Below are 26,318 nucleotides of genomic sequence, written 5' to 3'. Positions count from 1 at the left end.
GGATACCAAACCCATGGCCAGAACCCGCGCAAAAGACTTTGAGGAAAAGCAGCACCAACTGCTGTTGGTGGCCGCCCAGGTTTTTGCCACCGAGGGCATGGAAAAGGCGTCCATGTCGGGGATCGCCAAGCAGGCGGGCGTGTCCAAATCGCTGCTTTATCACTACTACCCCTCCAAGGGAGAGTTGATCTACGCGATCATCATCGAACACCTTGACGAGCTGCTGGCGGCGATCGAGGCAGCGGATGATGCGTCCTTGCCGCCCCGCGCGCGGCTAGAGGCGATGGTGGACGCGGTGCTGACCGCCTACCAAGGCGCTGACGACGCGCACAAGGTCCAGCTGAACGCCGGAGAGGCGCTCAACGCAGAGCAATCGGCGGTCGTCCGAGAGCGCACGCGCGGCATCGTTGCGCATTTCTCTGAGGTGATCGCGGTCTTGCATCCCGAATTGGCCGGCCAAGAGCCGCGCATGGTGATGCCGGTGACCATGTCGCTCTTTGGGATGCTGAACTGGGTCTATACGTGGTTCCGCGACGATGGCGCGCTCAGCCGCGCCGATTACGCGCGCATGGCCACGGCGCTGGTGCTGGACGGGGTCAAGGGGCTGCGCTAGCGCGCCCTTACACCCGCCCCGCTTACATGCGTCCCGCCCGCTCGACCAGAAACTCGATCAAGGCGCGCACCCGGCGGGGGATGATCTTGGCCTCGGGAAAGACGAGACGCACGGGAATCGGTTCCAGCACGTAATCGGCCAAGACCTGCTCGAGCGCGCCGTCATGCCCCAGCATCCAATCGGGCAGGATCGCGAGCCCGGCGTTCTGCCACGCCGCCCCTTCGGAAAAATCCACATCGTTGCCGGTCAGGCGGGCGCGAATCTCGATGGATTGCCGCCCGTCCTCGGAATCAAAAGTCAGCATGTCCGACGGAAAGACCTCTGGCAGGATCAGCCAATGGTCTTCGAGATCCATCGGCAGCGAGGGCCGCCCCTTTTGATCCAAATAGGCCGGCGCCCCCGCCACCACCCAGCGGTGCGTGCTGAGCAAGCGCTGGTGGTAGGGCCCTTCGAGGATGGTCGCGCCGCTCAGCGCGAGGTCGATCTTGTTGTCCAGCAGGTCAGGGGGGCTGCGGTGCAGGGCGACCTCGATGCTGATGTCGGGATACAGGTCCATGAATTCGACCAATTGCGGCAGCAGAATGCGCCGCCCGTAGGAATGCGGCGCGGCGACCCGCATCTTGCCCGACAGCTTGGGCAGTTCGCCATGGGCCACACGCAGCACCTCGGCACGGGCGTCCAGCATGTGGCGCACGTGGGGAATCAGTTCCTCGGCCTCGGCGGTGGGGCTGATTCGCCGCGTCGAGCGGATGAACAGCTGCACCCCCAAGGCCGCTTCGAGCGAGGCAATCTGTTTCGATACCGTCGCCTGCGGCACCCGCAGGATTCGCGAGGTTTCGGAAAAGCTTTTGCGATCCATCAACTCGGCAAAGATTTCATAGGCCTGTAGGCGGTCGCTCATGGTCAGAGTATCCTGATTTATTCGTTTTGTGATAAGTCATATGCGATAATTCATCTATCGCTGACCGCTCTGTCGATTTATTCCTGATCCCAAGGACTACGGGAGGAAATTCAATGACCAAATAGATCGCCATCATCGGTGCGGGCACCGCCGGCCTGCATCTGGGCCTGCACCTGTTGCAAAACGGGATCAAGCCGACGCTGTACACGGATCGTACGCCGGAGGAATACGCAGACGCGCGCCTGATGAACACCGTGGCGCACCACCATGTGACCACCGAGCGTGAGGACGCTCTGGGCTGCAACCACTGGCCGTCGGACGAATTCGGCTACTTTGGCCACTACTACTACATCGGCACGCCCGAGCCGATCGAGATGTTCGGCGACCTCGCGCGTCCCAGCCGCGCCGTCGATTACCGCATCTACCAGCCCAAGCTGCTCAAAGACTTTATCGAGCGCGGCGGCGAAGTGGTCTACGGCCCGGTCGAGCGTGAGATGATCGAAGGCATCTCGGACGCACACGACCTGACCGTGGTCTGCACCGGCAAAGGCCCGATTGGCCAGATGTTCGGCCGCGACGACCGCTTTTCGCCGTTCGAGCGCCCGCAGCGGATGCTGTGCGTCGGCCTGGTCAAAGGCATCACCGAGCCCGAGACCCGCGCCGTGACCATGTATTTCTCGCCCGGCGCTGGCGAGCTGATCGAGATCCCGTCCTGGTCGTTCAATGGCTGGTGCAACGCGCTGGTTCTGGAAAAACAAATCGGCGGCGATCTGGAAATCCTCGCCAAGACCAAATACCAGGACGACCCGCGCGCCTTTCTCGATCTGCTGCTGGAAAAGCTCGAAAAGCACTACCCGACGCTTTATGCCCGCATCGATCGTGAAGAGTTCGACCTGGCCAACTCGCCGCTCGACATTCTTCAGGGGGGCGTGACGCCCACCGTCCGCCAAACCTGTACCACGCTGGACAACGGCAAGATGGCCGTGGCTCTGGGTGACGTGCACGCGGTCGTTGACCCGGTGCTGGGGCAGGGGGCCAACATGGCGTCCTACGCCGCTGTCATCCTTGGTGAAGAGATCGTGGCCAACGACGTCTTTGATCAGCGGTTCGTCGAAAAGTTCGACACGCGCCGTCATGACCGCGTGATGTCCGGTACCCGCTGGACCAACTACATGCTGGAAAACCTCGCCAAGCTGGACCCCACGCTGCTGGAATTCATCGGCGGCATGGCGCAGAGCCGCGCGCTGACCGACCAGTTCACCGAAGACTTCAACCATCCCGAAGCTCAATGGGACATCTTCTCCAGCCCCGAGCGCGTGCGCGCGACCGTGGCGCGTATGGCCCTGCCGATGGCAGCGGAATGAGCGTTGGCGGGCGCCGACCGCCTTCCCGGCGCCCGCTCCCTTAATTCGGAGAGACCGACATGAAGACCCATTTTTCTGCGGCAGCCGCGCTGACCGCCCTGATGACCTGCGCGCCGATGATGGCGCAGGCCCAAGACGGCCCCTGGTCGCTGCGCATTGGCCTGGCCGGGATCGGCTTTGACGAAAGCGCGACGGTCAAGCAAAACGGCGCGGTGGTGCCCGGTGCCAGCTTTACCACCGACAACGACGCCAGCGTGGTGTTCTCGCTGGGCTACCGTTTTAGTGAACGGTTCTCGGCCGAGGCCACCGTGGGCATCCCGCCCACCGCGACGCTGAACGGCTCTGGCCCGCTGGCTGGCCTGACACTGGGCGAGGTCACCTACGGCCCGGCGACCGTCACCGGCCTGTACCACATGCCCCTGACCGAAGGCCTCGAAGCCTACGTCGGCGGCGGTGTGAACGACACGCTGGTGTTTGGCACCGAGGACGCGGCGCTGACCAATTTCAAGGTGGATAACGCTTGGGCGCCGGTCGTTCAGGCGGGCCTGTCCGGCGCGATCCAAGGCACCAACACCGATTGGTTCGTGGACGTCAAATACATCCCGCTGAAAACCAAGGCGACCGGCATGGTTGGCCCCAACACCGCCAGCGCCGACATCACGCTGAACCCGACGATCATCACGGCGGGCATCGGCATCAACTTCTGACCTTTTGCGCGCCGGGGCGAACTGGCGCGCAAAGCTAACCGCAAAGGAACGTCCAATGGTTACCATCGACACCTTCCGCGCCGCGCTGGCCGAACTGGCCGCCGGGGTCAATATCGTCACCACCCAGCTGGACGGGGAACGCAGGGGCATCACCGCCACCGCCGTCACCTCTGTCTGCGCCGAGCCGGCGACGATCCTGGCCTGCACCAACATGAACACCGGCACCTATGCGATGATCCGCGATGCGGGCGTCTTTGCGGTGAACATTCTGGGCGGCGATGACCGGGCGGTGGCTGAAACCTTTGCAGGCAGGGGCGGCGTCACCGGCGACGCGCGCTTTGAGACCGGACACTGGCGGCATGGGGATGCGCTGGGACTGCCGGTCCTGGCAGGGGCGACCTCGCTCGAATGCGAGGTCGCCGAGATCGTCACCTCGGGCACGCACGCGGTGATCTTTGGTCACGTCAAGGGCGCGTCCATCCAGGGCATCGCGCCGCTGGTCTACCACGCGGGCGGCTTCCGCGGCCTGACCGACATGAAACTGGCGAGCTGATCGCCGCACAGCGCCCCGCAGGAGACGGGGCCAATTCCTAGGGAGAGGGACTTTAACATGACCACGAACACGTGGCAGCCGCAGCTGCGCGACCTGATGGCCGGCAACGGCGTTCTTATGATCTTTGCTTCGCTCGTGGGCGGGCTGGGCCTGTGGATGTATGTCCTTGGCGGCTTTGAGCTGCTGCCGGGGGTGTTCATCGAATTCCAACTGCCCGGCTCGGAACGGGGCTGGACCGCCGCGGACATCTTCAGCTTTCTCGCGCTCTTCCCGGCCTATGTCTTTGGTGTGCTGAACATGATCGCGCTGGTCGCCATTGGCCGCCAGGCGATCCTAGAGGCCAAGGCGCGCCGCGCCGGTCAGGCCAGCGCCGCAGAGATGCAGGCCGCGTAAACGTCTGGGGGGCCACGCGCCCCCCTTTTCGACAAAGAGGAGAGCCACAATGTACTGCCTGAGCGTACAATACCCGACCCCCGACGACGCAGACGCCTTTCGCGCGTATTACGCGGATCGTCACCTGCCGCTGGCCGAGCGCCTGCCGGGTCTGCGGTCCTACGACGTCGCCTATCCCGCGCCGCTTGGCCCGGACAACGGCACGCCCTTCTGCATCTTTCGCGGCTATTTCGATAGCGCCGAGGACATGCAGCGCGCGCTGATGAGCGAACAAGGCGCAGAAGTCGCCGCCGACGTGCCGAACTACTCGCCCAAGGGCGCGACCATGTTCCACTTTGCCGTCGACACCAAGGCGCTGGCCCTCGCGTAAGGGCCACCCAAACCACTCAAGCTTTCCGAAAATCATGATCCTACAGACACTCGCCCGGATGTTCCGCGGCGGCCAGACCGCTGCACCCTCGAACAACACAGGACACCCCGCCATGAACACCCAAGCCTCTGCCAACGCTGCCGCTTTTGCCGTTGTGAACCCCTCGACCGGTGATGTGGTCGGCCACGCGCCGATGAACAGCCTCGCCGATCTGGATGCCGCCGTCGCCCGCGCGCAGACTGCCTTTGAAAGCTGGTCGCAGACGCCCGACGCCGAGCTGCAAGCCTATTGCGAAAAGGTCGCCGGGGCCATTGGCGAGCACGCCGAAGAGCTGGCCCAGATGGTCACCAAGGAACAGGGCAAGCCGCTGAACGGGCTTGGCTCGCGCTGGGAAATCGGCGGGGCGCAGGCCTGGGCCTGGTATACCGCCTCGCTGTCGCTGCCGCCCAAGACCCTGCAGGATACCAACGAAGGCCGGGTGGAACTGCACCGCAAGCCGCTGGGGGTCGTCGGCTCGATCACGCCGTGGAACTTCCCCGTCATGATCGCCGTCTGGCACATCCTGCCCGCGCTGCGCACCGGCAACACCGTGGTGGTCAAGCCCTCGCCGCACACGCCGCTGGCGACCATCCGCCTTGTGGCAATCATGTCCAGCGTGCTGCCTGAAAACGTGGTGCAGGTGGTGACCTGCGATGACCAAACCGTGAACCTTGGCGCGGCGATGTCGGCGCATGAGGGCATCCGCAAGATCGTCTTTACCGGCTCTTGCGCCACCGGCCGCCGCATGATGCAGACCGCTGCCGAAACCATGAAGCGCCTGACGCTGGAGCTGGGCGGCAACGACGCAGGCATCGTCCTGCCCGACGCCGATCCGGCGGCGATTGCCGAAGGCCTGTTCTGGGGCGCGTTTATCAACAACGGCCAGACCTGCGCCGCGATGAAGCGCCTTTACGTGCATGACAGCATCTACGACGCGGTCTGCGAACACCTCGTGGCCTTTGCGAAAAACATCCCGGTGGGCGACGGTCAGGACGAGAACAGCATCCTCGGCCCGATCCAGAACCAGATGCAGTTCGACAAGGTCGCGCGTCTGGTCGAGGCTGCCAAGGGCAAGGGCCGCGTCCTGCTGGGCGGCGAAGCGAGCGAAGGCCTGTTCTTTCCGCCGACCATCGTCGCCGATCTCGACGCCTCTGACCCGCTGGTGTCCGAGGAGCAGTTCGGCCCGGCGCTGCCGATTATCCGCTACACCGATGTGGATCAGGCGATCGCCGCCGCAAACGCCTCGGACAACGGCCTTGGCGGGTCGATCTGGACCTCGGACATCGAAAAGGGCCGCGCGCTGGCGGGCCGGATGGAGTGCGGCTCTGTCTGGATCAACAAGCACGGCGCGATCCAGCCCAACGCCCCCTTTGGCGGCGTGAAGCAGTCCGGCCTTGGGGTGGAATTCAGCGAGGAAGGGCTCGCGGAATACACCGACATCCAAGTGGTGTTTTCGTAATCTGGCTCCCTAAGAGATTGCGAAACAAGCGACGGCGGCTCGGTCTCCCCCCGGGTCGCCGTTCCTTATTTTGGCGGACTGTGGGCGCAGCTGCTATAGACCAAACTTATCCTCGCGCAGGCGGTTCGAAATTGCCGCGCCGGGGGGCTGCGTGGGACACCTTCGCCCGGAAAACCGCCCGGACAACTGCGATGGAGACCGCCCATGCCCGCCACGGATCGCAAGACCGCCCTTATCATTTCGGCCCATGCCGCGGACTTTGTCTGGCGCTGCGGCGGGGCCATCGCGCTGCACGCCGAGCAGGGGATCGACGTCACCGTCGCCTGCCTGTCCTTTGGCGAACGCGGCGAAAGCGCCCGGCTGTGGAAAGAGGGTAAGTCCCTGCAAGAGGTCAAGGACATCCGCCGCGCCGAGGCCGAAGCCGCCGCCGACGCGTTGGGCGTGGCGCGGCTGGAGTGCTTTGATCTGGGCGACTACCCGCTGCATCTGGAGCGCGCGGACAAGGACAAGCTGGTCGATCTGATCCGCGCCGTGCAGCCGTCCTTCATGATGAGCCACAGCCAGTACGACCCCTACAACACCGACCACATGTACATGACCCAAGTGGCGCTAGAGGCCCGCATGATCGCGCAGGCCTGGGGCCACAACCCCGGCGAACAGGTGCTTGGCGCGCCGCAGATGTACCTGTTCGAGCCGCACCAGACCGAGCAGATGGGCTGGAAGCCGGACGTCTTTCTGGACATCACCCCGGTCTGGGACAAAAAGCGCAAGGCGATGGAGGCGATGCAAGGCCAGGTCCACCTGTGGGACTATTACACCCGCGTCGCCCAGCAGCGCGCCAACCACTTCAAGCGCAACTCGGGCGGGCAAAGCGGCGGGCGCGATTGCCAATACGCCGAAGGCTTTCAAAGCATCTTTCCGCGTTGCGTCGACACTTTGGCCTGAAAGCGGGGCGTGCCACCATGACCACCGTTGTTCAAGATATCCCTCGCGCCGACGCGCAGACCATTGCCCGCCTTGGCGCAGCCGGCGTCGCCACGGTGCACGAAGCCCAAGGCCGCAGCGGTTTGATGCGGGCAAACATGCGGCCAATCCAGCAGGACGCGGCCATCGCGGGCAGCGCGGTGACGATCTCTGCCGCGCCCGGCGACAACTGGATGGTGCATGTGGCCATCGAACAGCTGCAAGAGGGCGATATCATGGTGCTCGCACCCACCGCCCCCTGCGACATGGGCTACTTTGGCGACCTTCTGGCGACCTCGGCCATGGCGCGCGGGTGCCGGGCGCTGATCATTGACGCGGGGGTGCGCGACACGCGCGATCTGCGGCAGATGGGGTTCCATGTCTGGTCCACCGCCGTCTCGGCGCAGGGCTGCGTCAAGGAAACCGTGGGCAGCGTCAACGTCCCCATCGTCTGCGCAGGGGCTGCCGTGCACCCCGGCGATGTGATCGTGGCCGATGATGACGGCGTCTGCGTGGTGCCGCGCGCGCAGGCGGAAAGCGTCATGGCCGCCGCGCAAACGCGGCTGGACGCCGAAGAGGCAAAACGACAGCGGCTGGCGGCGGGCGAGCTGGGGCTGGACATCTACGACATGCGCTCGCGTCTGGCGGCAAAGGGGCTGACCTATGTCTCAGAGCTTTGATGCAGGCATTCCCTGCCTGTGGATGCGCGGGGGCACCTCCAAGGGCGGGGTGTTCCTTGCGTCTGATTTGCCCGCCGATCCGGCGCAGCGGGACGCGCTGCTTTTGCGGATCATGGGCTCTCCCTCGGCAACGCAGATCGACGGCATGGGCGGGGCGGACCCGCTGACCTCCAAGGCGGCGGTCTTGGCGCCGCCCAGCCGCGCCGATGCCGACGTGGATTACCTGTTCCTTCAGGTCTTTATGGACCGCGCCGTTGTCAGTGACGCGCAGGCCTGCGGCAATATCCTTGCCTGTGTCGGCCCTGCCGCCATTGAACGCGGGCTTGTGACGGCGCAGGACGGCGAGACGCCCGTGCGCATCCACATGCGGAACACCGGCGAAGTCGCCACGGCCATCGTCCAGACCCCCGGCGGGCGCGTCAGCTATGACGGTGCGGCGCGGATCGACGGCGTGCCGGGGACGCACGCGCCGGTGTCCTTGCTGTTCACCGCGCTCGCAGGGTCGATGTGCGGGGCGATGCTGCCCACCGGGCGCGCGGTGGACGTTGTGAACGGCGTGCAGGTGACGCTGATCGACTACGGGATGCCGAGCGTGATTCTTGATGCGGCGGACTTTGGCCTGAGCGGGGACGAGACGCGCGAGGCGCTGGACGCGAATGAGCCGCTCAAGGCGCGGCTGGAGGCGATCCGCCTCAAGGTGGGTCCGATGATGACCCTCGGGGATGTGGCGGACAAATCGGTGCCGAAAATGGTGCTGGTGTCGCGCGCGCGCGCGGGCGGGGCGATTGCCACCCGCAGCTTTATCCCGCACCGCTGTCATGCGGCGATCGGGGTGTTCGGCGCGGTCACCGTGGCTGCCGCCTGCACGCTAAGCGATGGCCCTGCCGCGCGCTTGGCCCAGCTGCCCGAGGGCGACACGCTTGCGATTGAACATGCCAGCGGCGCGGCGGACGTTTTGCTCCGGCGTGACGCGGCGGGGACGGTGACCGGCGCTGGCACCCTGCGCACCGCGCGCCTGCTGATGGAAGGGCGCGTCTTTCCCGCGCCGGTCTAGGCCCGTTTCCATCCCAATTGGCAACGAAAAAGGGGCGAGCTGTGCGGCTCGCCCCCCTTTATGTCGTGTCCGATCCGGATCAGAAGTGCGCCGACTGCGTCGTGCTCGGCGCTTGCAGCGGCGGCGAGAACTTGGTCAGGTCGATGCCTTCCACGGCCTTCTTGTACTCCTCGGAAGAGGGGGTCCGGCCAAGAATCGCCGACAGCACCACAACCGGGGTCGAGGCCAGCAGGCTCTCGCCTTTCTTCTCGGCGGTGTCTTCCACCACGCGGCCCTGGAACAGGCGGGTCGAGGTCGCCAGAACGGTGTCGCCTTTGGCCGCCTTTTCCTGGTTGCCCATGCAGAGGTTACAGCCGGGGCGTTCCAGGTACAGGATGTTCTCGTACTCGGTGCGGGCCTGCGCCTTGGGGAACAGATCGTCGAATTCAAAGCCAGAGTACTTCTGGAGGATTTCCCAGTCACCCTCGGCCTTGAGCTCGTCGATGATGTTGTAGGTCGGCGCTGCGACCACGAGGGGCGCGTTGAACTTGACCTCGCCTGCGTCCTTTTCAAGGTTGCGCAGCATCTGGGCCACGATCTTCACGTCGCCCTTGTGCACCATGCACGAGCCGACAAACCCCAGGTCCACCTTTTTGTCGCCACCGTAGTAGGAGATCGGGCGGATGGTGTCGTGGGTGTAGCGGCGCGACGGATCGGCGTTGTTGACGTCCGGGTCGGCGATCATCGGCTCGTCGATCTTGTCCAGATCAACCACAACCTCTGCGAAGTACTTGGCGTTGTCATCCGGGGTCAGGGCAGGCTTTTCGCCCGACTTGATCTCGGCGATGCGCGCTTCGGCCTTGGCGATCAGACCCGCGAGGGTGCCTGCTTCGTTGTCCATGCCCTTGTCGATCATCACCTGGATACGATCACGCGCCAGCTCCAGCGAGCCGATCAGCGTCTCATCGTTGGAGATACAGATCGAGGCTTTCGCCTTCATCTCTGCGGTCCAGTCGGTGAAGGTGAAGGCTTGGTCCGCCAGCAGGGTGCCGATGTGCACTTCGATGACGCGGCCCTGGAAGACGTTGTCGCCGTGCTGCTCCAGCATCTGCTTCTGCGTCGCGTGCACCACGTCGCGGAAGTCCATGTAATCGGCCATCTTGCCCTTGAAGGTGACCTTGACGGACTGCGGGATCGGCATGGTTGCCTCACCGGTCGCCAGCGCCAGCGCCACGGTGCCGGAGTCCGCGCCAAAGGCGACGCCCTTGGACATACGGGTGTGGCTGTCGCCGCCCACGATGATGTCCCAATCCGACACGGTGATGTCGTTGAGCACCTTGTGGATCACGTCCGTCATGGAGTGATAAACGCCCTTGGGGTCACGCGCGGTGACAACGCCAAAGTTGTTCATAAAGGACATCAGCTTGGGGATGTTGGCCTGCGCCTTTTTATCCCAGACCGAGGCGGTGTGGCAGCCGGACTGATAGGCGGCGTCCACAACCGGGGAAATCACGGTGGCGGCCATCGCTTCGAGTTCCTGACAGGTCATCAGGCCGGTGGTGTCCTGGCTGCCCACGATGTTGACCTTGACGCGCACGTCAGAGCCTGCGTGCAGCACCTTGCCCGGCGTGGTGCCGCGGGCGTTGGCGTTAAAGATCTTTTCAACCGCGGTCAGGCCCTGACCTTCGATCGAAACTTCCTTGGACGGTGCAAAGACCTGCGGCGCTTCCACGCCAAGCGTCTCTGCCGCGAAGGATTGCAGCTTTTTGCCAAAGACCACGGCGTAGGAACCGCCGGCCTTCATGAATTCGACCTTCTGCGGGGTGAAGGCGCTGGACACGTCGGTCAGCTCTTCGCCGTCCGCCGATTTCAGTTTCTGCGCCTTGGTGTCGATTTTCAGAACGGTGCCGGTTTCGACCGAGTATTTCTGTTCGAGAACCGGGTTGCCTTCGTTGTTGAGCACCGGCTTGCCGTCCTCGTCCAGCTTTTTGACCCAGTTTTTCAGGTCAAGGCCGATGCCGCCGGTCACGCCAACGGTGGTCAGGAAGATCGGCGAGATGCCGTTGGTGCCTGCCACAACTGGGGCGATGTTCACGAAAGGCACGTAGGGAGAGGCCTGCTTGCCGGTCCACAGCGCCACGTTGTTGACGCCGGACATACGCGAAGACCCCACGCCCATGGTGCCCTTTTCCGCGATCAGCATAACGCGCTTGCCCGGATGCTGGAGCTTGAGCGCTTCGATTTCCTTCTGCGCCGTCTCCGAGATCATGCACTTGCCGTGCAGCTCGCGGTCAGAGCGCGAGTGCGCCTGGTTGCCGGGGGACAGAAGGTCGGTCGAGATGTCGCCTTCGGCGGCGATGTAGGTCACGACTTCGATTTCGTCTTCGATGTCGGGCAGCTTGGTAAAGAACTCTGCCTTGGCGTAGCTTTGCAGGATGTCGCCCGCGACGGCGTTGCCCGCTTTGTGGGCCTCGGCCAGACGGTCCATGTCGGCGTCATAGAGGAAAACCTGCGTTTTCAGCACCTCAGCCGCCTTGGCTGCGTTGTCCGCATCGTCGCCCAAGGCGATGTCCAGCAGAACCTCGACAGAGGGGCCGCCCTTCATGTGCGACAGCAGTTCAAAGGCGAAATCCGGGGTGATCTCGGCCACGGTGGCCTCGCCGGTGATGATCTTCTTGAGGAAGGCCGCCTTGACGCCCGCCGCAGGCGTGGTGCCGGGCAGGGTGTTGTAAATAAAGAAGTTCAGCGACTGCTCGCGGTGTTCGTTGCCGGTGTCTTCGATCTGGGCAATCAGCTCTGCCACCAGCGCGCCATCGTCGATGGGCTTGGGGTGCAGGCCTTCGCCTTTGCGGGTTTCGATCTCGTTCAGATACTCGGTGTACAGGCTCATGGCGGTCCCTACATGTGACGTCGGATATGGCTGGAGCGCAGGTCGCGATTCTCGACCCGCGAACGGTGGATGGCCGTTTGTATGCGGATGTATACCGAACCTTGCGCTTTGGCAAGTCTCTTACCGCTGGCGATACAGCGTATGGGATAGGGGAGTCGAGTGAACAGATAGCCGCAATTGGACATTCTTATGGGGCGCTTGCGTGCGAAATGGCCCCAAAACCGCAGGCCGCCCCCATGACGGGAACGGCCAAAGGGGGCGTCAGCCCACCTTGAGGATCACCGCCATGGCGCTGTCGCCTGCCGCGCAGCCCTGAAACAGGCCGGTGCCGCCGCCGCGCATTTCCAGCTCTTCGATCATCTCGATCATGGCGCGCAGGCCGGTCGGCCCCTGCGGGTGCCCCCAGATCAGTGACGAGCCGTAGTTGTTCATCCGCTTCCAATCCAGATCAAAGGCGCGGGCAAAGGCAATGTCGTTCACCGCAAAGGGGTTGTGCGATTTAAAGACGTCGATCTGGCCGATCTCCAGCCCGGCGACCTTTAGCGCGCGTTTCGCGGCACGGATCGGCGCGGCGGGCATATGGGCCAGCTCATCACGGCCCTGCGCCACCGCCAGAACCTGCGTGACGGGGCCGGATTTGGGCGCGATCTCCTGCGCGCGGGCCTCTGACGCACACAGCACCATCCCCGCAGAGCCATCCGCCGGGTGCGTCTGCCCCGCAAAGGTCACAGAGCCGTTCGGCATCACGGGTTTCAGCGCGGCCATCTTTTCCGGCGAGGCGGGGTAAATGCCTTCGTCGCCCTGCAAGGTCTTGACCGTCTTGCGGTAGCGCCCGTCGGGCACGGGGAACTCCGCCTCCATGTAGCGTTTCTGGAACGCGCGATCGTCGGCCAGCGCGGCGGCGTATTGCTCGGCCCGAAAGCTGGCGACCTCGTGCTGTTCCTCGGTCGAGATGCCCAGCTTGCGGGCGACGTTGTCGGCGGTGTCGACCATGGCGCATTTGGCAAAGGGATCGCGATTAAAACTTTCCATCACGATGTTCTCGCCTTGGCCCGTGCCGCCCGGCGCATCGGGGGCGGGGTAATAGGCGTGCGGGCCGTTCGACGTGCGGTCGCCCGACGCGATCAGCGCGGTCTCGACGCCGCTCACGGCCATCTCGCCCATCGCTGTCGCCACCAGCCGTGCGCCGGTAGCGCAGGCTTGGTTGACGGTCGGGCCGGCCAGATGCTCGGCCCCCATCAACGCAGTAAACCAAGGCGTGCCGTAAAAGCTGCGGTACTGCGGCACGGTCATGCCATAGGCGGCAAAGTCAAAGGTTTCCGGCGTCAGGCTGCGCGCCGCCAAGGCGCTCTTGGCCACATGCGCGGCGAATTCGATGGAATGCAGGTGGGAAAACGACCCCTGCCAGCGGGCAAAGGGCGTTGACCAATAGGCCCCATAAGGGATGTAGGCTGTCACGGATATCTCCTCCGGTATCGTGAAATTTTATGCGGTGAGCCGGTCAAGCCGGGCTTTGGCGCGCGCGAAATCGGCCTTCGGGCGGGCGACGACATCGGCGCAGGGCGGCCCGTCGAACCACTCGCGGATTTCCTGCACGAGGTCGCCGTCCCTCTCGCGGGCATTCAGCGCCGGAAAGGTGCCGACGATCCCGGCCTTGCACTGGGCAATCACCAGTTCGGGACCGGACAGGATGAACATGGGCGCGCCGATCAGCGGCAGGCGCATGGTGTCGAAAACAGCGGGCAAGGTCATGCCGGCACCGCCTTGGGTGTGCCTCTGGCTGTCATGGGGCTCCTCCCAAAGTCCCAGTTAGTGTTTGCCAAAGACCGCCAGCTTTGGCAGCGGGTCGAGGTCTATGCGGGCGATCCGCGCGGCGTCGTCCGGGGGCACGCCAAGGCCGCGCAGGGTGATGTCGGCCATTTCCTCGCCCGCTTGCCGCCACGTGCGCAGACCATCCAGCACCAGCGCCATGCCGCCCAGCGTCGTGCCGCCCAGCGTCGCGGCCATGGTGGCGGAATAGCCGCGCGGGATGGTGAATCGCCCCTCGTCGACGCCGCGCTTGATCGCTTGGGTCGGGATGCGGCCCCAAAAGCTGCGCACCTTGGGTTCGACGATGGCAAAGCGCGCCAGAAAGCGCCCCCAGTCCTGTTCTTCGTGGGTGCGGCGCAGGGAAAGGCGCACACAGGCAGAGATCACCTCGGCCGGGTCATCCATCCCCTCGGTCACAAGGCCAAAGGAATGGTCCAGCTCGTCCGAGATCAGATCGCAGACAGAGGCATAGAGCGCGCTGGGATTGTCCAGATTGTTGTAAATCGTCGCGCGCGACAGCCCGGCGGCGCGGGCCACGTCACTGACCGCAAGGCAGGTTCCGCCCTCTTCGGCAAAGACCCGCATGGCGGCATGGTGGATGCGCAGGGCAATCTGGTTCACGGCACGTCCCGGTTGAAAAACACTGTTGACCGGAAATTGACACCTGTGTTTAGCTCAAGTCAACAACGTTCACAGCCTGACGGGGAGGAGACGGCATGCTGAACAAGAGAGGCGCGACAGCGCCCCTATGCCTATGGCTGCACACCTGATGGAGGTCTTGCAGCTACTGATCGGCGGCCTTGCCAACGGATGTATCTACGGTCTTGTCGCGCTTGGGTTCGTGCTGATCTACAAGGCGTCCGAGGGGGTCAACTTCGCCCAAGGCGACATGATGATGCTTGGCGCGTTCATCGCGCTTGGGCTGGGGAACGAGGGGCAGCTGGGCCTGTCGTTCTGGCTGGCGGTGCCCTTGGCGATTGCCCTGATGTTCGGGATCGGCTGGACGGTGGAACGTGTCGTGGTGCGGCAACTGTTCGGCCAGCCGCAGTTCGCGCTGGTGATCCTGACCATCGCCATGGGCTTTGTCTTTCGCTTTATCGCAGGGTCGATCTGGGGCTATTCGCCGCTTGTGTTGGAGACGCCTTTTGCCGGCGTGAACCTAAGCCTTGGCGGCGTGGTGATCTCGCTGGCGGATCTGATCGCCATCGTGGTGACGCTGGTGCTGACCGTGGCGCTTTGGGCGTTTTTCGCCTTTACCAAGGTGGGCCTCGCCGCGCAGGCGTCGAGCCAGAACCAGATGGCGTCCTATATCGTCGGCGTCCCGGTGATGAAGATCAACGCGCTGACATGGGGCCTGTCGGGGGCCGTGGCGACGGTGGCGGGGGTGCTGTACGCCACGCGCGGGGCGATCGACCCGAACATCGGGCTTCTGGGGATCAAGGCCTTTGCCGCCGCCGTCATCGGCGGGTTGGGGAGCCTGCCGGGCGCGTTGCTAGGCGGGCTGTTGATCGGCATCATCGAACCCATCGCGGGGCGTTACGCGCCGGGAGAACTGGCGATCATGTCGCCATACATCCTGATGCTGGTGGTGCTGGTGACGCGGCCCGGCGGGCTGTTTGCCCAGATCCACATGAAGAAGGTCTGAGCCATGCGCGTCGTCTTCAAGAAATCCTACGACCGCGACATCGACCTGCATGAACATTGGCTGGACCGGGCAAAGATCGCCGTTCTGCTGGCGGTCATGGCCGCGCTGCCGTTCCTCGTCGGCAACTACTACCTCGCCGAGGCGGCCAATACGCTGATCTGGGCGCTGGCGGGGATGGGGCTGATGATCGCCGTGGGGCACACGGGGCAGGTGTCGCTGGGGCACGCGGCCTTTCTTGCCATCGGAGCCTACACCGATGCGGGGTTGATGAACGCGGGCATGCCGTTCTGGATCGCCTTTCCGGTGGCGGGGCTGGCGGCGGGGCTGTTCGGCGCGGTGATCGCCATTCCGGCGGTGCGGCTGTCGGGCATCTACCTTGCCATCGCCACGCTGGCAGTGTTCGTCATCGTCGAGGAACTGATCATCATGCTGGAGCCGATCACCGGCGGGGTGGGCGGCACCATGGCACCGTCGATCAGCCTGATGGGCATCAGTTTCGACCGCTACGGCGCGCTGGCGAATTTCTACTGGCTGGTGCTGGGGATCGTCGCCTTGGTCACTTGGGGCTACGCCAACCTGATGCGCTCGCCCACGGGGCGGTCGTTCCTTGCGGTCAGAGACAGCGAGGTGAGCGCGCGCAGCCTTGGCATCAACGTCACCCGGACCAAAGCGCTGGCCTTTGGCCTGTCGGCAGGGGTCACAGGCCTCGGCGGGGCGCTGATGGGGCACTACATCGGCTTCTTCAACTACGAGCTCTTCTCGATCTTCATCTCGATCAACCTGTTGCTGGTGGTGACCATCGGCGGGCTTGGGTTCATCCAGGGGGCGTTTCTGGGCGCGATCCTGATCACCGGGATGCCGCAGGTGATCGCCATCCTGCGCGACACGGTCAACGCCTCGACGGGCATCGACCTTGCGTCGCTGCCGGGGATCGACACCATGATGTTCTCGGTCCTGTTGATCGGCTTCATCCTCTTTGAACCGACGGGGCTGTACGGCCGCTGGCTGAAAATCCGCACCTGGTTCGAGATATTCCCGCTGGCGCGGCGGGATATGTTCCGCCGCCACAAAACCTATCTCAAGACGGAGCGGATGCGATGAGCCTGCTCGAAGTGGACGATCTGGCCGTGCATTTCGGCGGGGTGAAGGCGGTGGACGGGGTGTCGTTCAGCGTCGAAGAGGGCGAGGTCTTTGCCATCATCGGGCCGAACGGCGCGGGCAAGTCGACGATCTTCAACCTCATCAGCCGGATCTATCAGCCAACCCATGGCACCATCCGCTTTGACGGGCAGGACATCACGGCGCTCAAGGCGCATGACATTGCCCGCCTTGGCATCGCGCGGACCTTCCAGAACATCGAGCTGTTCGACCATTCGACGGTGTTGGACAACCTGCTGATGGGCCGGCACACCCACCGGGCGACGAACTTTGTGCAAGACATCCTGCACCTGCCATCGGTCCGCCGCGAAGAGCGGGCGCATCGGCGGCATGTCGAAGAGGTGATCGAGTTCCTCGAACTGGAAGCCTACCGCGAAAAGCGCATTGAGGGGCTGCCCTACGGCGTGCGCAAGGTGATCGAGATCGGGCGCGCGCTGGCCATCGGCCCGCGTCTGATCCTGCTGGATGAGCCCGCCTCTGGCCTGTCGGTGGAGGAAACGCAGGACGTGGCCTTCTGGATCGAGGACATGCGGCGCGACATGGGGCTGACGGTCTTGATGGTGGAACACGACATGGGGCTGGTGGCGCAGGTGTCGGACCGGGTGTTGGCGGTGGCGAACGGGCGGCCGCTTGCCTTGGGGACCGCCGCCGAGGTGCAGGCCGACAGGCATGTGCAGGCCGCCTATCTTGGCTCGCCAGAGGCCGCAGCATGACGGTGCTGTCTGTCCGCAACCTCGAGACGTTTTACGGTGCGATCATGGCCCTGCGCGGCGTGTCCATCGACGTGACCGAAGGCGAGATCGTCACGATCCTTGGCGCAAATGGCGCGGGCAAGTCGACGCTGATGAAGACGATTGCCGGGCTGATGGACCCCGAGAAAGGCTCGATCGAGCTGTTCGGGCAAAGCATCGCGGGGCTGGAGCCGGACCGGGTGGTGCGCGCGGGGGTGTCCTTGGTCCCCGAGGGACGCGAGGTCTTTCCCTACCTGACGGTAGAGGAAAACCTCAAGCTCGGCGCTTATACCCGGCGGGATGATCCGGCCAGCGATCTGGAGCTGGTCTACGACTATTTCCCGATCCTGAAAGAACGGCGCAAGCAGAACGCGGGCTATCTGTCCGGCGGGCAACAGCAGATGCTGGCGATTGGGCGCGGGCTGATGGCACGGCCCCGGCTGATGATGCTGGACGAGCCGAGCCTCGGGTTGTCACCGCTGCTGACGCAGGAAATCTTTGGTATCATCGCGCGGCTGAATGCCGAGCAAAAGGTGACCATGCTGCTGGTGGAACAGAACGCCCATATCGCTCTGGCCACCGCCCACACCGGCTATGTGCTGGAAATGGGGCGGATCGTCATGGGCGGCCCGACGGAAAAGCTGCGCGCCTCGGACGACATTCAGGAATTCTATCTGGGCAAGGCAGAGGCGAACGAGCGCGGCCAGAAACGCTGGAAGAGGCGCAAGACATGGAGATGAGCGCGCAGGATTTCAGGACCTTCAAAGGTCAGCGCACCGTGGTCGGCCTGTGGGCGCAGCAGTGCGCGCATTACGGCGCGCGGGTCTGTCACCGCGAGAAAAAGCTGGGCATCTGGCAGGAGTATTCCTGGACCGATTATTACCAGACCGCGCGTCAGATAGGCCTGGCGCTGATGGACCTGGGGGTGGGGCACGGCGAGGTCGTCTTGATCCTGTCCGAGGACCGGCGCGAGTGGCTGTATGCCGATCTGGCGGCGGCGGCCATCGGTGCGATCCCGTCCGGCGTCTACACCACCGACAGCGCCAAGCAGCTGGCCTATCTGGCCAATGACAGCGGCGCGCGGGTCTTGTTCGTGGAAAACGACGAGCAGCTCGACAAGTGGCTGGAGGCGCGCGAAACCATGCCCGGCGTCGAGCATGTGATCGTGCTGGACCGCGACGGGCTGGCAACCTTCGCGCACCCGCAGGTGATGTTCTACGACGACCTGCTGGCGCGCGGGGCAGCGGCGCAAAACCCGCAACGCTTCGAGGAGGCGCTGCAAAAGGTCCAGCCCGAGGACGGGCGCATGATGATCTACACCTCCGGCACCACTGGCCCGCCCAAGGGCGCGGTCATCAGCCATCGCAACGTGATCTATCAATATGTCGCGGGGCAGGGCGTGTTCGACATGAAGGACACCGACGAACAGCTGTGTTTCCTGCCGCTGTGTCACGTTCTGGAACGGCTGGTGTCGGTCGATCTGCCGATTGCGCACGGCTCGACGGTGAACTTTGCCGAAAGCCCCGAGACGGTGTTCGACAATATGCGCGAGGTCAGCCCCGACACCTTTGTCGGCGTGCCGCGCATCTGGGAAAAGATCTATTCGCGCGTGATGATCCTGCGCTCCGAAGCGGGGTGGCTGGGGGGCAAGGTCTTTGACTGGGCGCTAAGCGTTGGCGCGCGGCGGGCGGCAAACGACAGCCCTTCGCCCCTGCTGCGGCTGCAATTCGCCTTGGCGCAAGTGACCGTCCTGAACAACCTGCGGCGGATGCTGGGCCTGGCCAATTGTCGGCGGGCCGGGACCGGGGGCGCGCCCTCTTCGCCCGATCTGATCCGCTGGTATCACGCCATTGGCGTCCCGATGATCGAAGCCTTTGGCATGACCGAAACCACGGCGCTGGCGACGATCAACCCCGTGGGCGCAAACCGCGTCGGCACCGCAGGCCGCGCCCTGCCGGGGACAGAGATCAAGATCGGCGAGGGGGGCGAATTGATGATGCGCGGGCCGGGGATCTTCGCCGGGTACTGGAACAAGCCAGACAAGACCGCCGAGACGCTGACCCCCGATGGCTGGCTGCTGTCCGGTGACGTGGCGCGGATCGACGAGGATGGCTACATGTCCATCACCGGCCGGATCAAGGACATCATCATCACCGCGGGCGGCAAGAACATCACCCCCGCCGAGATCGAGAACAAGCTCAAGTTCTCGCCCTATATTTCCGACGCGGTGGTGATCGGGGATCGGCGCAAGTACCTCACCTGCTTGATCATGATCGATCAGGAAAACGTCGAGAAATTCGCGCAGGACCGCGCCGTGCCGTTTTCCGATTTCGGCTCGCTGACCCGTGCGCCTCAGGTGCGCGATCTGATCGGCGGCATCGTGGCCGAAACCAACCGCGACTTTGCGCAGGTGGAACAGATCAAGGATTTTAGGCTGATCGACATCCTGCTGACCGCCGAGGATGAGGAACTGACGCCGACGATGAAGCTGAAACGGTCCTATGTGAACGAACGGCACGCGGCGTTGATCAACCAGATGTATTGACCCGTCACAGGTCGTTTTAGGGAGGAAGTCATGAACGTTATCAAAGGATTGGCCACCGCAGGCGCGTTGGCTTTGGCCACGCAGGCCGGCGCACAGGGCGTCACCGACACCGAAGTAAAGCTGGGCGGGGCGCACGATTTGTCGGGCATTTTCGCGCCCTTCTCTGTGCCTGCGACACAGGCGGCAAACGCCTATTTCGACGCGATCAATGCGGCGGGCGGCGTGCACGGGCGCAAGATCACCTACATCATCGAGGACCACGGCTATCAGGTGCCGCGCGCCGCGCAGGCCGCCAACAAGCTGATCAACCGAGACGAAGTCTTTGCCTTCGTGATGAACCTCGGTACGCCGACGAACCTTGCCATGTTCCAGCAGATGGCGCCGCAGGGCATCCCCAACGTCTCGCCCTTGACCGGCGCGCGGCAGATGGTCGAACCGTTTGAGCCGTGGAAATTCGCGGGCGTGTCCACCTATTATGACGCCTCGCTGGCGTCGATGCGCTACATGGCCGAGAACGAAGGAACCAAGAAGGTGTGCCTGATGATCCTGCCGACTGACTTTGGCAACGAAATCAAGGCTTCGGCCCAAGATCTGGCCGCCGAGGGTGTGTTCGAGCTGGGCGTCGAGATCGGCCACAAGCCGGACGAGACCGACTTTACCGGCGCGCTGGGGCGCGTGCGTGACGATGGCTGCGACACCGTGGGGCTGGCGCTTGGGGTCGGGCAGATCATCAACGCCGTGGCCACCGCCAACAAGCTGGGCATGACCGACACCAAGTTCTACGTGGCCACCGCCGGTTTCCACACCGTGGTCGCCAAGGCGCTGGCCAAGCAGGGCGTCACCAGCGGGCTGTACGCGGGCGGCGGCTGGCAAGACCTTGAGGCGCGCCTGAGCGATCCCGCCGTGAGTGAATGGGTCGCCCAGTTCAAGGCCGCAACCGGCGAGGATTTCCCGTCTTCGGGCGCGATCCTGGGCCGTCAGGCCGCCGAACTGGTGGTGCGCGCGCTCGAGGCGGCAGGCCCGGACCTGACCCGCGAAAGCTTTGTCGCGGCGCTGGAGAGCCTTGATTACTTTGACCCGATCGGCGGCGCGCAGATCAAGATGGGGCCGGAGGATCACACCGCCTCGGACGAGATCTTTTTGCACAAGATCAACAACGGCTCTTGGGAGCTGGTGAAAACCCTTGAGTAACGGGGCTTTGGGCGAGGGTTTCGGCCCTCGCCCGCTGTTTTTTACATGTTGAAACGAACGATTTACGAGCCGGAACACGAGATGTTCCGTGGCACCGTGCGCGCCTTTGCCGAGGCGCATGTCTTTCCCCATCAGGCCGACTGGGACGCGGCGGGCATGGTCAGCCGCGCCGTCTGGCAAAAGGCCGGGGTCGAAGGGTTTTTGTGCATGTATGCCGACCCGCAATTCGGCGGGCTGGGGGTGGACGATTTCCGCTATGATATGATCCTGATCGAAGAGCTGTCGGTGCGCGCGCCCGGGCTGTTCACCCATCTGCACAACCGGATTGTCGGGCCTTACCTGCACCACCACGGCACCGACGATCAGCGCGCGCGCTTTATGCCCGGCGCGGTGTCGGGCGAGACGATCCTTGCCATCGCCATGACCGAACCGGGGGCCGGGTCTGACCTGTCGGGCATCCGTACGCGGGCCGTGGACATGGGCGATCACTGGCTGCTGAACGGGGCCAAGACCTATATCTCGAACGGGCATCTGGCCGATCTGGTGCTGGTCGCCGCCCGCACCAACCCCGAGCGCGCCCATGACATCGGGCTGTTCTAGGTGGAACGCGGGATGGACGGGTTCGCCCGCGGGCGCAACCTGAAAAAGCTGGGGCTGGAGAGCCAGGACACCGCCGAGTTGTTCTTTGACGATGTTAAAGTCCCCAAGGAAAACCTGCAGGGCCCCGCAGACAAGGGATTCCGCATCATGATGAAGAACCTTGCCGAGGAACGTCTGCAAGGCGCGGTGGGGTTCTGCGCGCGGGCGGAACGCGCCTTTGAGATCACGCTGGAGTTCATCACCGGGCGGCGCGCCTTTGGCCAGAACGTGGGGGCGTTTCAGAACTCGCGGTTCAAGATGGCCTCGATGCGCACCCAGATCGACGCGGCCTTGGCCTTGACCGATCACTGTGCGCGCGAACATCTGGGGGGGCGCTGAGCGCCGAGATGGCCGCTGAGGCCAAGCTGTTTACCTCGGGGGTCGAGGCGCGCGTGGTTGACGAGTGCCTGCAACTGCACGGCGGGGCGGGCTACATGGAGGAATACGAGATCTCGCGACTCTATCGCGACGCCCGGATCAGCCGCTTTCATGGCGGTACGTCTGAAATCATGCGCGAGATCATCGGGCGCGGGGTTGGGGTTGGACGACCGGCAGCGGACCTGACGGGCGTCCGTTGGCTTATTGCGCAGGGACTGCTTGGAGCGTGACTGCGGCCTTCCGCGCGTCCGCCCGTTTACGGATCATGTCCGCCAGCGCGATCCCGATCACCATGGGCACCAGCGCCACCAGCCCAAGGAAATACAAGCCCAGCATCGTCCATCAAAGCCCGTAGGACTTGACCGCGTGCAATTCGGAATTGAGCAGACCGGCGCAGACCATGCTTAGGGCAAAGCTGCCGACGCAAAGCTGGCCGAGGGTCTTGTGGTTGCGGAATTGCCCACCGGGCCGCCAGATCTGCACCGAGGCAAGGATCAGAGCGATCGTGTTGAAGGCCAGATGCCCGATCAGCAGCCCCGCGCGCGCAGGCTCGCCGACGAAACGCTGGTGAAAGGCCACGGCCCACGACAGGTGCGTGTCGGATTGCGTCATCACCGAACACGCGTTGTTTGCGCAGGTTGCCAGCGCCGCGCCGGGGGCGTCCGAGTCGACGCCAAGATGCGCCGAGAGGTCGAAAATACCGGTGAAAAGGTGATCGCGCCGTGCATCCCTTCGGTGATGTAGCGGCTGTTCAGAAACACCGTGAAGGCGAAGCCATAAAGAAAGAAGGCGTTCCAGCGACCGCGCTTCCAGCTGTAGATGCCCAAGACCCCCCAAAGGATCTGAATACCCATTATTCAGAAAGCCAATACCTTGGGCGCCGCAGGATGAAGCTACGGGACATCGACATCAAGCTGCTGCTGGACACGCTGCTGCGGGACCTGAACGCACGCCGAGCGTCTGGGCGTCAGCCAGCCGACGGTCAGTCAGGCGCTGGCCAAGCTGCGGGGCTCACGTGGCTGCGCCGAACCGTGTCCGAGATTTTCCTGACAACGATCCTTACGCGCCGATTGATGTGACGGGGTAGCCCGCCGTGCCCGCGACTGGGCAAAGCGCGGCGGGGTTTGGCGCGCTACTCCAGCCCCGCGCTCGCCCAGAGCTTGGCCTTGAACAGGTCAAAGGCGCGCGGGTCGATGTAGGGGGCGACGTGGCTTTGCGTGTTCAGGTGCATCGCCTGACGGGCCTGTGGATCGTAGGCGGGCCACTCGGGCAGGCCGGGCGCGGCGGGCGTGCCGGTCTTGGCGAATTGCACCCAAGCTTCGGAGACGGTCTTGGCCAGAGTTGCCACCGCGTCGCCGCCTTCGGTCATGATGATGCCTGCCTCGGTCGTGGCATTGTCAAAGGCAAAGGGGATCTCGATCGTGTGGGGCGAGAACAGCCGCCCGCCTTCGATCGGGGTCATCCAGTCAAAGCGGTAGGCATAGACCGGAGCCGCGCCCGTCGTGGCGCGCACGTCGAGGATGCTGTTCGACAGCGCCCCCATGGCAAAGTCCGAGTAGATGCGGAAGTACAGCGCCGAGGGCACGTAATCGGGGAAGTCGCGGCGGTAGCTGTCCAGCACCCAAGGCGCATCCTCGCTCAGCATCCGGGTGACGCGCGCCTCTAGCCCGGCATCGTCCAGAGTGTAGGCGCCTTGGTCTTGCAGCATGAACAGGGTGAACTCGGTCCCTGTCTGGCCCAGCATCACCGGCACATCGGCGTTGGCAGGCGCGGTCACCGGGTCGTGCACATGCGCGGGAACAAAGTCGCCGTCGATCACCGGCCAAAAGCCGGACGGGAAACCGGGGGCGGCCGCGCCCATGAGGAAGTCGGCCATGACCGCGCGTTCGGCGTCCAGCACCTGCTGCATGGTCAGGCTTTCCAGCGCCTGCGGGGCATCGGGGGAAATCCCGAGGTGTTCCAAGAGCTTGAGCGCGACCGCGTCGGCGCCTTCGGGCGTGTGTGGAAGCGCATCAAAGGCCCGCTTTGCACGATGGCGCGGTGGAACAGCCCCTTGGCCGAGGGCACGCCCAGCAGCGTGTTGACCTTCCAGCCGCCGCCGGATTCGCCAAAGATCGTGACGCTGTCCGGGTCGCCCCCAAAGGCCGCGATGTTGGCCTGCACCCATTCCAGCGCCGCGACCATATCCTTGACCGACAGGTTGTCGCTGTCGGCGTAGTCTCCGCCGAGGATACGGCTAAAACCGGTCAGCCCATGTGCGCCAAGGCGGTGGTTCAGGGTCACCACGATCACATCGCCGCGCGACGCCAGCCGCGTGCCGTCATAGATCGCGCAAGAGCCAGAACCCGACTGCCAGCCGCCGCCGTGCAGCCAGACCATGACCGGCAGACCGCGCGCGCCCTCGGGCGTCCAGACGTTCAGCGCGAGGCAATCCTCGCCCGCTTTGACATACTCAGGCGGCGCAAAGGCGTGGGTGACGGGGGTGCCATTCACCGACTCTGGCCTTTGGGGGGCGGTGTCGGCGTGGGTGCCGGCGACAAAGGTCACGGTCCACGGGGCCAAGGGCTGCGGCGGCAGAAAGCGGTTCTTGCCGCTGATCGGCTGGGCATAGCGCAGGCCAAGAAAGCGGGTCACGCCGCCTTCGGTCACGCCTTGGACGGGGCCAAGCGCGGTCTCGATCATGGCGCTAGCCTCTGCACGCGCAAAGCGGGGCAGGGTGGTGGCCATCAGGGCCGCGCCGCCGCGTCGCAGCAGGCTCCGGCGGGTCAGGGAAAAGGACATGTCTTGTCTGCTTGCGGGAAATTGCTGGAAAAGGGACGCGCCCGGCCTTAGGCGCGCCCCGTAAACTCATTGTGCGGTGCAGGTGTAGCTGGCGGCGTCGTTCACATCGCCGCCGGTATACAGCGCCTCAAGCGGGTAGGCGCAGATCGGCATGGTGCGCTCTGGCATTGACGGGGCGCGGGCGGGCATGGACACCGGCGTCTCGCCCCCGGCGGTCCAACCCTCCAGCACGGTCAGCGGATCGAAATCCTCGAAGGTGGCGTTGCCGCCGCCGCAGTGGGTCATCCCCGGCACCATCAACAGCTGGGCAAACTCCGCGCCGGTGTACCGTTCCGCCTCGTCATGCCAGCGGGCGATGTCCTCGGCGCTAAAAATCGGGTCGGCCAGCCCTTGGAAGATCACCATCTTGCCGCCCCGCTGCGCGAAGGTGGTCAAGAAGGTCTCATCCGCGTCGAAGTAGCCGCCCACATCCGCGACCTCACGCGCCAGTTCGGCAAAATCGGGGTTCAGCGGCACCTCTTGCGGCGGGGTCATGAACACCGCGCCCGTCGAGGGAACCGTCAGCGTCTGGTGCATGGCGGGCATCTGTTCGCTGCCCAGCTTCCACGCGCGCCAGCCCGGCGCGGCAACACCCGGATCCCACGGCCAGCCGGTGTAGACGTTGGTGCCTTGGTCGTCCTTGGCGCCGTCCATCACGGCGATCAGCGCATCCAGCTAAGCGTCCGGCAGTTGGCCGCGCAGCGCCTCGGGGTCGAATGCGCACTGGCGGTAGGCGGCGACCACGCCGTCCTCCAGCCCGTCGAGCGCATCACACTGGGCGTTGATCTCGGCGGCGACGGTGTCCAGATCGGCCTGGGTCAGCGCGCTGTGCATGGCGTCCCGCGGGGCGATCTTGGCCCATTGTGTCACGTCCCAGACCCCGCCAAGCGCGGCGCGCGACAGGTGAAAGCCGGGGTTGCCCACGACCACGCCGTCAAACTCCAGCGGGAAACGCTGCGCGGCCATCATCGCCTCGCGCCCGCCGTTCGAGCAGCCCATGAAATAGGACTGGTCGGGAGCGGCGTCGTAGTAGGCGTCGATCAGCGACTTGGCGGCATAGGTCACCTTGCCGATCGACGCATAGGCGAGATCAAGGCGCGATTGCTGGTCTTGGGTGAACTCAAGGCTCATGGCCGCGTGGCCGCCATCCATGCTGACCACCGCATAGCCGCGTTTCAGCGCAGGCGTGGCGCTGGAGCCTGTCGACGGGATCGCGCCAATGGCGGGGGCGATGAACCCATCATTGCCGCCGCCCTGGAACAGGAACTTGCCGTTCCAATCCTCGGGCATCCGCAGCTGAAAGCGAATGCCATATTGGCCGTTCACGCCCTCGCGGTCTTCGATCTTGCCCTCGACAAGGCAATGCGCGCCGACCTCGACGGGGGTGGGCGAGCCGCCGGTCATGGCGCTCATGGGATCGGGGGGCAGGGTGCCCGC

The 26,318-nt window shown here is 64.5% G+C and carries 28 protein-coding genes and 2 pseudogenes; 20 read left to right on the top strand and 10 right to left on the bottom strand.

From position 1 onward, the window contains the following. The first annotated feature begins 13 nt into the window (after window positions 1–13). Window positions 14–613, top strand: a complete 600-nt coding sequence (locus tag B9A11_RS15990) for a TetR/AcrR family transcriptional regulator (RefSeq protein WP_058248868.1) — start codon at window positions 14–16, stop codon at window positions 611–613. 22 nt (window positions 614–635) lie between these two features. Here B9A11_RS15990 and B9A11_RS15985 read toward each other — a convergent pair whose 3' ends face one another. After that, window positions 636–1,514, bottom strand: a complete 879-nt coding sequence (locus B9A11_RS15985) for a LysR family transcriptional regulator (RefSeq protein WP_058248812.1) — start codon at window positions 1,512–1,514, stop codon at window positions 636–638. 125 nt (window positions 1,515–1,639) lie between these two features. Here B9A11_RS15985 and styA point away from each other — a divergent pair, with 125 nt between their 5' ends. The 9 genes from styA to B9A11_RS15940 all read left to right on the top strand — a co-directional run bounded on the left by styA (window position 1,640) and on the right by B9A11_RS15940 (window position 9,096). Then, entirely contained in the window at window positions 1,640–2,878 is a 1,239-nt protein-coding gene (gene styA, locus B9A11_RS15980; protein WP_370736544.1) for a styrene monooxygenase subunit StyA, read from the top strand. Window positions 2,879–2,937: 59 nt separating this feature from the next. Next, window positions 2,938–3,585, top strand: a complete 648-nt coding sequence (locus B9A11_RS15975; protein WP_058248811.1) for an OmpW/AlkL family protein — start codon at window positions 2,938–2,940, stop codon at window positions 3,583–3,585. Window positions 3,586–3,640: 55 nt separating this feature from the next. Then, the gene (locus tag B9A11_RS15970; RefSeq protein ID WP_058248810.1) at window positions 3,641–4,138 is read left to right on the top strand and encodes a flavin reductase family protein; all 498 of its coding nucleotides are present in this window, start codon (window positions 3,641–3,643) and stop codon (window positions 4,136–4,138) included. A 57-nt stretch (window positions 4,139–4,195) separates the two neighbouring features. Next, the gene (locus B9A11_RS15965; protein WP_058248809.1) at window positions 4,196–4,531 is read left to right on the top strand and encodes a hypothetical protein; all 336 of its coding nucleotides are present in this window, start codon (window positions 4,196–4,198) and stop codon (window positions 4,529–4,531) included. Window positions 4,532–4,580: 49 nt separating this feature from the next. Beyond that, the gene (locus B9A11_RS15960; RefSeq protein WP_058248808.1) at window positions 4,581–4,901 is read left to right on the top strand and encodes an EthD family reductase; all 321 of its coding nucleotides are present in this window, start codon (window positions 4,581–4,583) and stop codon (window positions 4,899–4,901) included. 112 nt (window positions 4,902–5,013) lie between these two features. Then, window positions 5,014–6,399, top strand: coding sequence for an aldehyde dehydrogenase family protein (locus B9A11_RS15955; RefSeq protein WP_058248807.1), 1,386 nt, complete (start codon window positions 5,014–5,016; stop codon window positions 6,397–6,399). A 204-nt stretch (window positions 6,400–6,603) separates the two neighbouring features. Beyond that, the gene (locus B9A11_RS15950) at window positions 6,604–7,344 is read left to right on the top strand and encodes a PIG-L deacetylase family protein (RefSeq protein WP_058248806.1); all 741 of its coding nucleotides are present in this window, start codon (window positions 6,604–6,606) and stop codon (window positions 7,342–7,344) included. A 17-nt stretch (window positions 7,345–7,361) separates the two neighbouring features. Next, window positions 7,362–8,042: a 4-carboxy-4-hydroxy-2-oxoadipate aldolase/oxaloacetate decarboxylase gene (locus B9A11_RS15945; protein ID WP_058248805.1), complete on the top strand. Its 681-nt coding sequence runs from the start codon at window positions 7,362–7,364 to the stop codon at window positions 8,040–8,042. After that, complete coding sequence (locus B9A11_RS15940; protein ID WP_058248804.1) at window positions 8,026–9,096, top strand: 4-oxalomesaconate tautomerase; 1,071 nt, start codon at window positions 8,026–8,028, stop codon at window positions 9,094–9,096. Before B9A11_RS15945 ends, B9A11_RS15940 begins: the two co-directional genes overlap by 17 nt. Window positions 9,097–9,175: 79 nt before the next feature. Here B9A11_RS15940 and B9A11_RS15935 read toward each other — a convergent pair whose 3' ends face one another. The 4 genes and pseudogenes from B9A11_RS15935 to B9A11_RS15920 all read right to left on the bottom strand — a co-directional run bounded on the left by B9A11_RS15935 (window position 9,176) and on the right by B9A11_RS15920 (window position 14,395). After that, window positions 9,176–11,965: a bifunctional aconitate hydratase 2/2-methylisocitrate dehydratase gene (locus B9A11_RS15935; RefSeq protein ID WP_058248803.1), complete on the bottom strand. Its 2,790-nt coding sequence runs from the start codon at window positions 11,963–11,965 to the stop codon at window positions 9,176–9,178. Window positions 11,966–12,226: 261 nt separating this feature from the next. Beyond that, window positions 12,227–13,423, bottom strand: a complete 1,197-nt coding sequence (locus tag B9A11_RS15930) for a thiolase family protein (RefSeq protein WP_058248802.1) — start codon at window positions 13,421–13,423, stop codon at window positions 12,227–12,229. 135 nt (window positions 13,424–13,558) lie between these two features. Next, window positions 13,559–13,717: pseudogene (locus B9A11_RS15925) on the bottom strand (nitronate monooxygenase); the annotation flags it as partial. 57 nt (window positions 13,718–13,774) lie between these two features. After that, on the bottom strand, window positions 13,775–14,395 hold the full coding sequence (locus tag B9A11_RS15920) for a TetR/AcrR family transcriptional regulator (protein ID WP_058248800.1): 621 nt from the start codon (window positions 14,393–14,395) through the stop codon (window positions 13,775–13,777). Between the two features lie 148 nt (window positions 14,396–14,543). Between B9A11_RS15920 and B9A11_RS15915 the strand changes: the two genes are divergently transcribed. The 9 genes from B9A11_RS15915 (at window position 14,544) to B9A11_RS22525 (ending at window position 22,291) form a co-directional block, all read left to right on the top strand. After that, a complete protein-coding gene (locus B9A11_RS15915) occupies window positions 14,544–15,419 on the top strand; it encodes a branched-chain amino acid ABC transporter permease (RefSeq protein WP_058248867.1) in 876 nt (291 codons plus the stop codon). Window positions 15,420–15,422: 3 nt separating this feature from the next. Continuing rightward, window positions 15,423–16,520 (top strand): branched-chain amino acid ABC transporter permease, encoded by a 1,098-nt coding sequence (locus tag B9A11_RS15910; RefSeq protein WP_058248799.1) that lies wholly within the window; start codon window positions 15,423–15,425, stop codon window positions 16,518–16,520. Further along, on the top strand, window positions 16,517–17,290 hold the full coding sequence (locus tag B9A11_RS15905) for an ABC transporter ATP-binding protein (protein WP_058248798.1): 774 nt from the start codon (window positions 16,517–16,519) through the stop codon (window positions 17,288–17,290). The genes B9A11_RS15910 and B9A11_RS15905 overlap by 4 nt, the downstream gene beginning before the upstream one ends. Continuing rightward, entirely contained in the window at window positions 17,287–18,048 is a 762-nt protein-coding gene (locus tag B9A11_RS15900; RefSeq protein WP_058248797.1) for an ABC transporter ATP-binding protein, read from the top strand. The genes B9A11_RS15905 and B9A11_RS15900 overlap by 4 nt, the downstream gene beginning before the upstream one ends. Then, window positions 18,045–19,853, top strand: a complete 1,809-nt coding sequence (locus tag B9A11_RS15895) for an AMP-dependent synthetase/ligase (protein WP_327442512.1) — start codon at window positions 18,045–18,047, stop codon at window positions 19,851–19,853. The genes B9A11_RS15900 and B9A11_RS15895 overlap by 4 nt, the downstream gene beginning before the upstream one ends. Before the next feature lie 30 nt (window positions 19,854–19,883). After that, window positions 19,884–21,044 carry an ABC transporter substrate-binding protein gene (locus B9A11_RS15890; protein ID WP_058248795.1) on the top strand — a complete coding sequence of 387 codons (1,161 nt, stop codon included), beginning with the start codon at window positions 19,884–19,886 and terminating at the stop codon, window positions 21,042–21,044. 81 nt (window positions 21,045–21,125) lie between these two features. After that, window positions 21,126–21,644, top strand: coding sequence for an acyl-CoA dehydrogenase family protein (locus tag B9A11_RS22250; RefSeq protein WP_222103136.1), 519 nt, complete (start codon window positions 21,126–21,128; stop codon window positions 21,642–21,644). Window positions 21,645–21,656: 12 nt separating this feature from the next. Continuing rightward, window positions 21,657–22,022, top strand: a complete 366-nt coding sequence (locus B9A11_RS22530; protein WP_222103135.1) for an acyl-CoA dehydrogenase family protein — start codon at window positions 21,657–21,659, stop codon at window positions 22,020–22,022. 8 nt (window positions 22,023–22,030) lie between these two features. Further along, complete coding sequence (locus tag B9A11_RS22525) at window positions 22,031–22,291, top strand: acyl-CoA dehydrogenase family protein (RefSeq protein ID WP_222103134.1); 261 nt, start codon at window positions 22,031–22,033, stop codon at window positions 22,289–22,291. On the opposite strand, the gene B9A11_RS22520 is transcribed toward B9A11_RS22525, so the two are convergent. Both B9A11_RS22520 and B9A11_RS15880 read right to left on the bottom strand, forming a co-directional pair. Then, window positions 22,263–22,397, bottom strand: coding sequence for a hypothetical protein (locus B9A11_RS22520; protein ID WP_268811261.1), 135 nt, complete (start codon window positions 22,395–22,397; stop codon window positions 22,263–22,265). The two genes, B9A11_RS22525 and B9A11_RS22520, sit on opposite strands and share 29 nt — an antisense overlap. Before the next feature lie 6 nt (window positions 22,398–22,403). Further along, the gene (locus B9A11_RS15880; RefSeq protein ID WP_058248794.1) at window positions 22,404–22,673 is read right to left on the bottom strand and encodes a hypothetical protein; all 270 of its coding nucleotides are present in this window, start codon (window positions 22,671–22,673) and stop codon (window positions 22,404–22,406) included. A gap of 275 nt (window positions 22,674–22,948) precedes the next feature. On the opposite strand from B9A11_RS15880, the gene B9A11_RS15870 reads away from it, so the two are divergent. Continuing rightward, complete coding sequence (locus B9A11_RS15870) at window positions 22,949–23,140, top strand: hypothetical protein (RefSeq protein ID WP_058248792.1); 192 nt, start codon at window positions 22,949–22,951, stop codon at window positions 23,138–23,140. A gap of 53 nt (window positions 23,141–23,193) precedes the next feature. On the opposite strand, the gene B9A11_RS22515 is transcribed toward B9A11_RS15870, so the two are convergent. The 3 genes and pseudogenes from B9A11_RS22515 to B9A11_RS22235 form a co-directional block, all read right to left on the bottom strand. Next, entirely contained in the window at window positions 23,194–24,024 is an 831-nt protein-coding gene (locus B9A11_RS22515) for a carboxylesterase family protein (RefSeq protein WP_143595906.1), read from the bottom strand. Beyond that, window positions 23,973–24,842, bottom strand: coding sequence for a carboxylesterase family protein (locus tag B9A11_RS22510; protein ID WP_058248790.1), 870 nt, complete (start codon window positions 24,840–24,842; stop codon window positions 23,973–23,975). The genes B9A11_RS22515 and B9A11_RS22510 overlap by 52 nt, the downstream gene beginning before the upstream one ends. A 66-nt stretch (window positions 24,843–24,908) precedes the next feature. After that, window positions 24,909–26,285, bottom strand: a pseudogene (locus tag B9A11_RS22235) (tannase/feruloyl esterase family alpha/beta hydrolase). Window positions 26,286–26,318 lie beyond the last annotated feature (33 nt).

It is taken from the genome of Tropicibacter naphthalenivorans (genome assembly GCF_900176475.1).
GTDB lineage: Bacteria > Pseudomonadota > Alphaproteobacteria > Rhodobacterales > Rhodobacteraceae > Tropicibacter > Tropicibacter naphthalenivorans.
The sequence above is the reverse complement of the archived record's forward strand: the minus strand, read 5'-3'. Positions and strand labels throughout refer to the sequence as shown.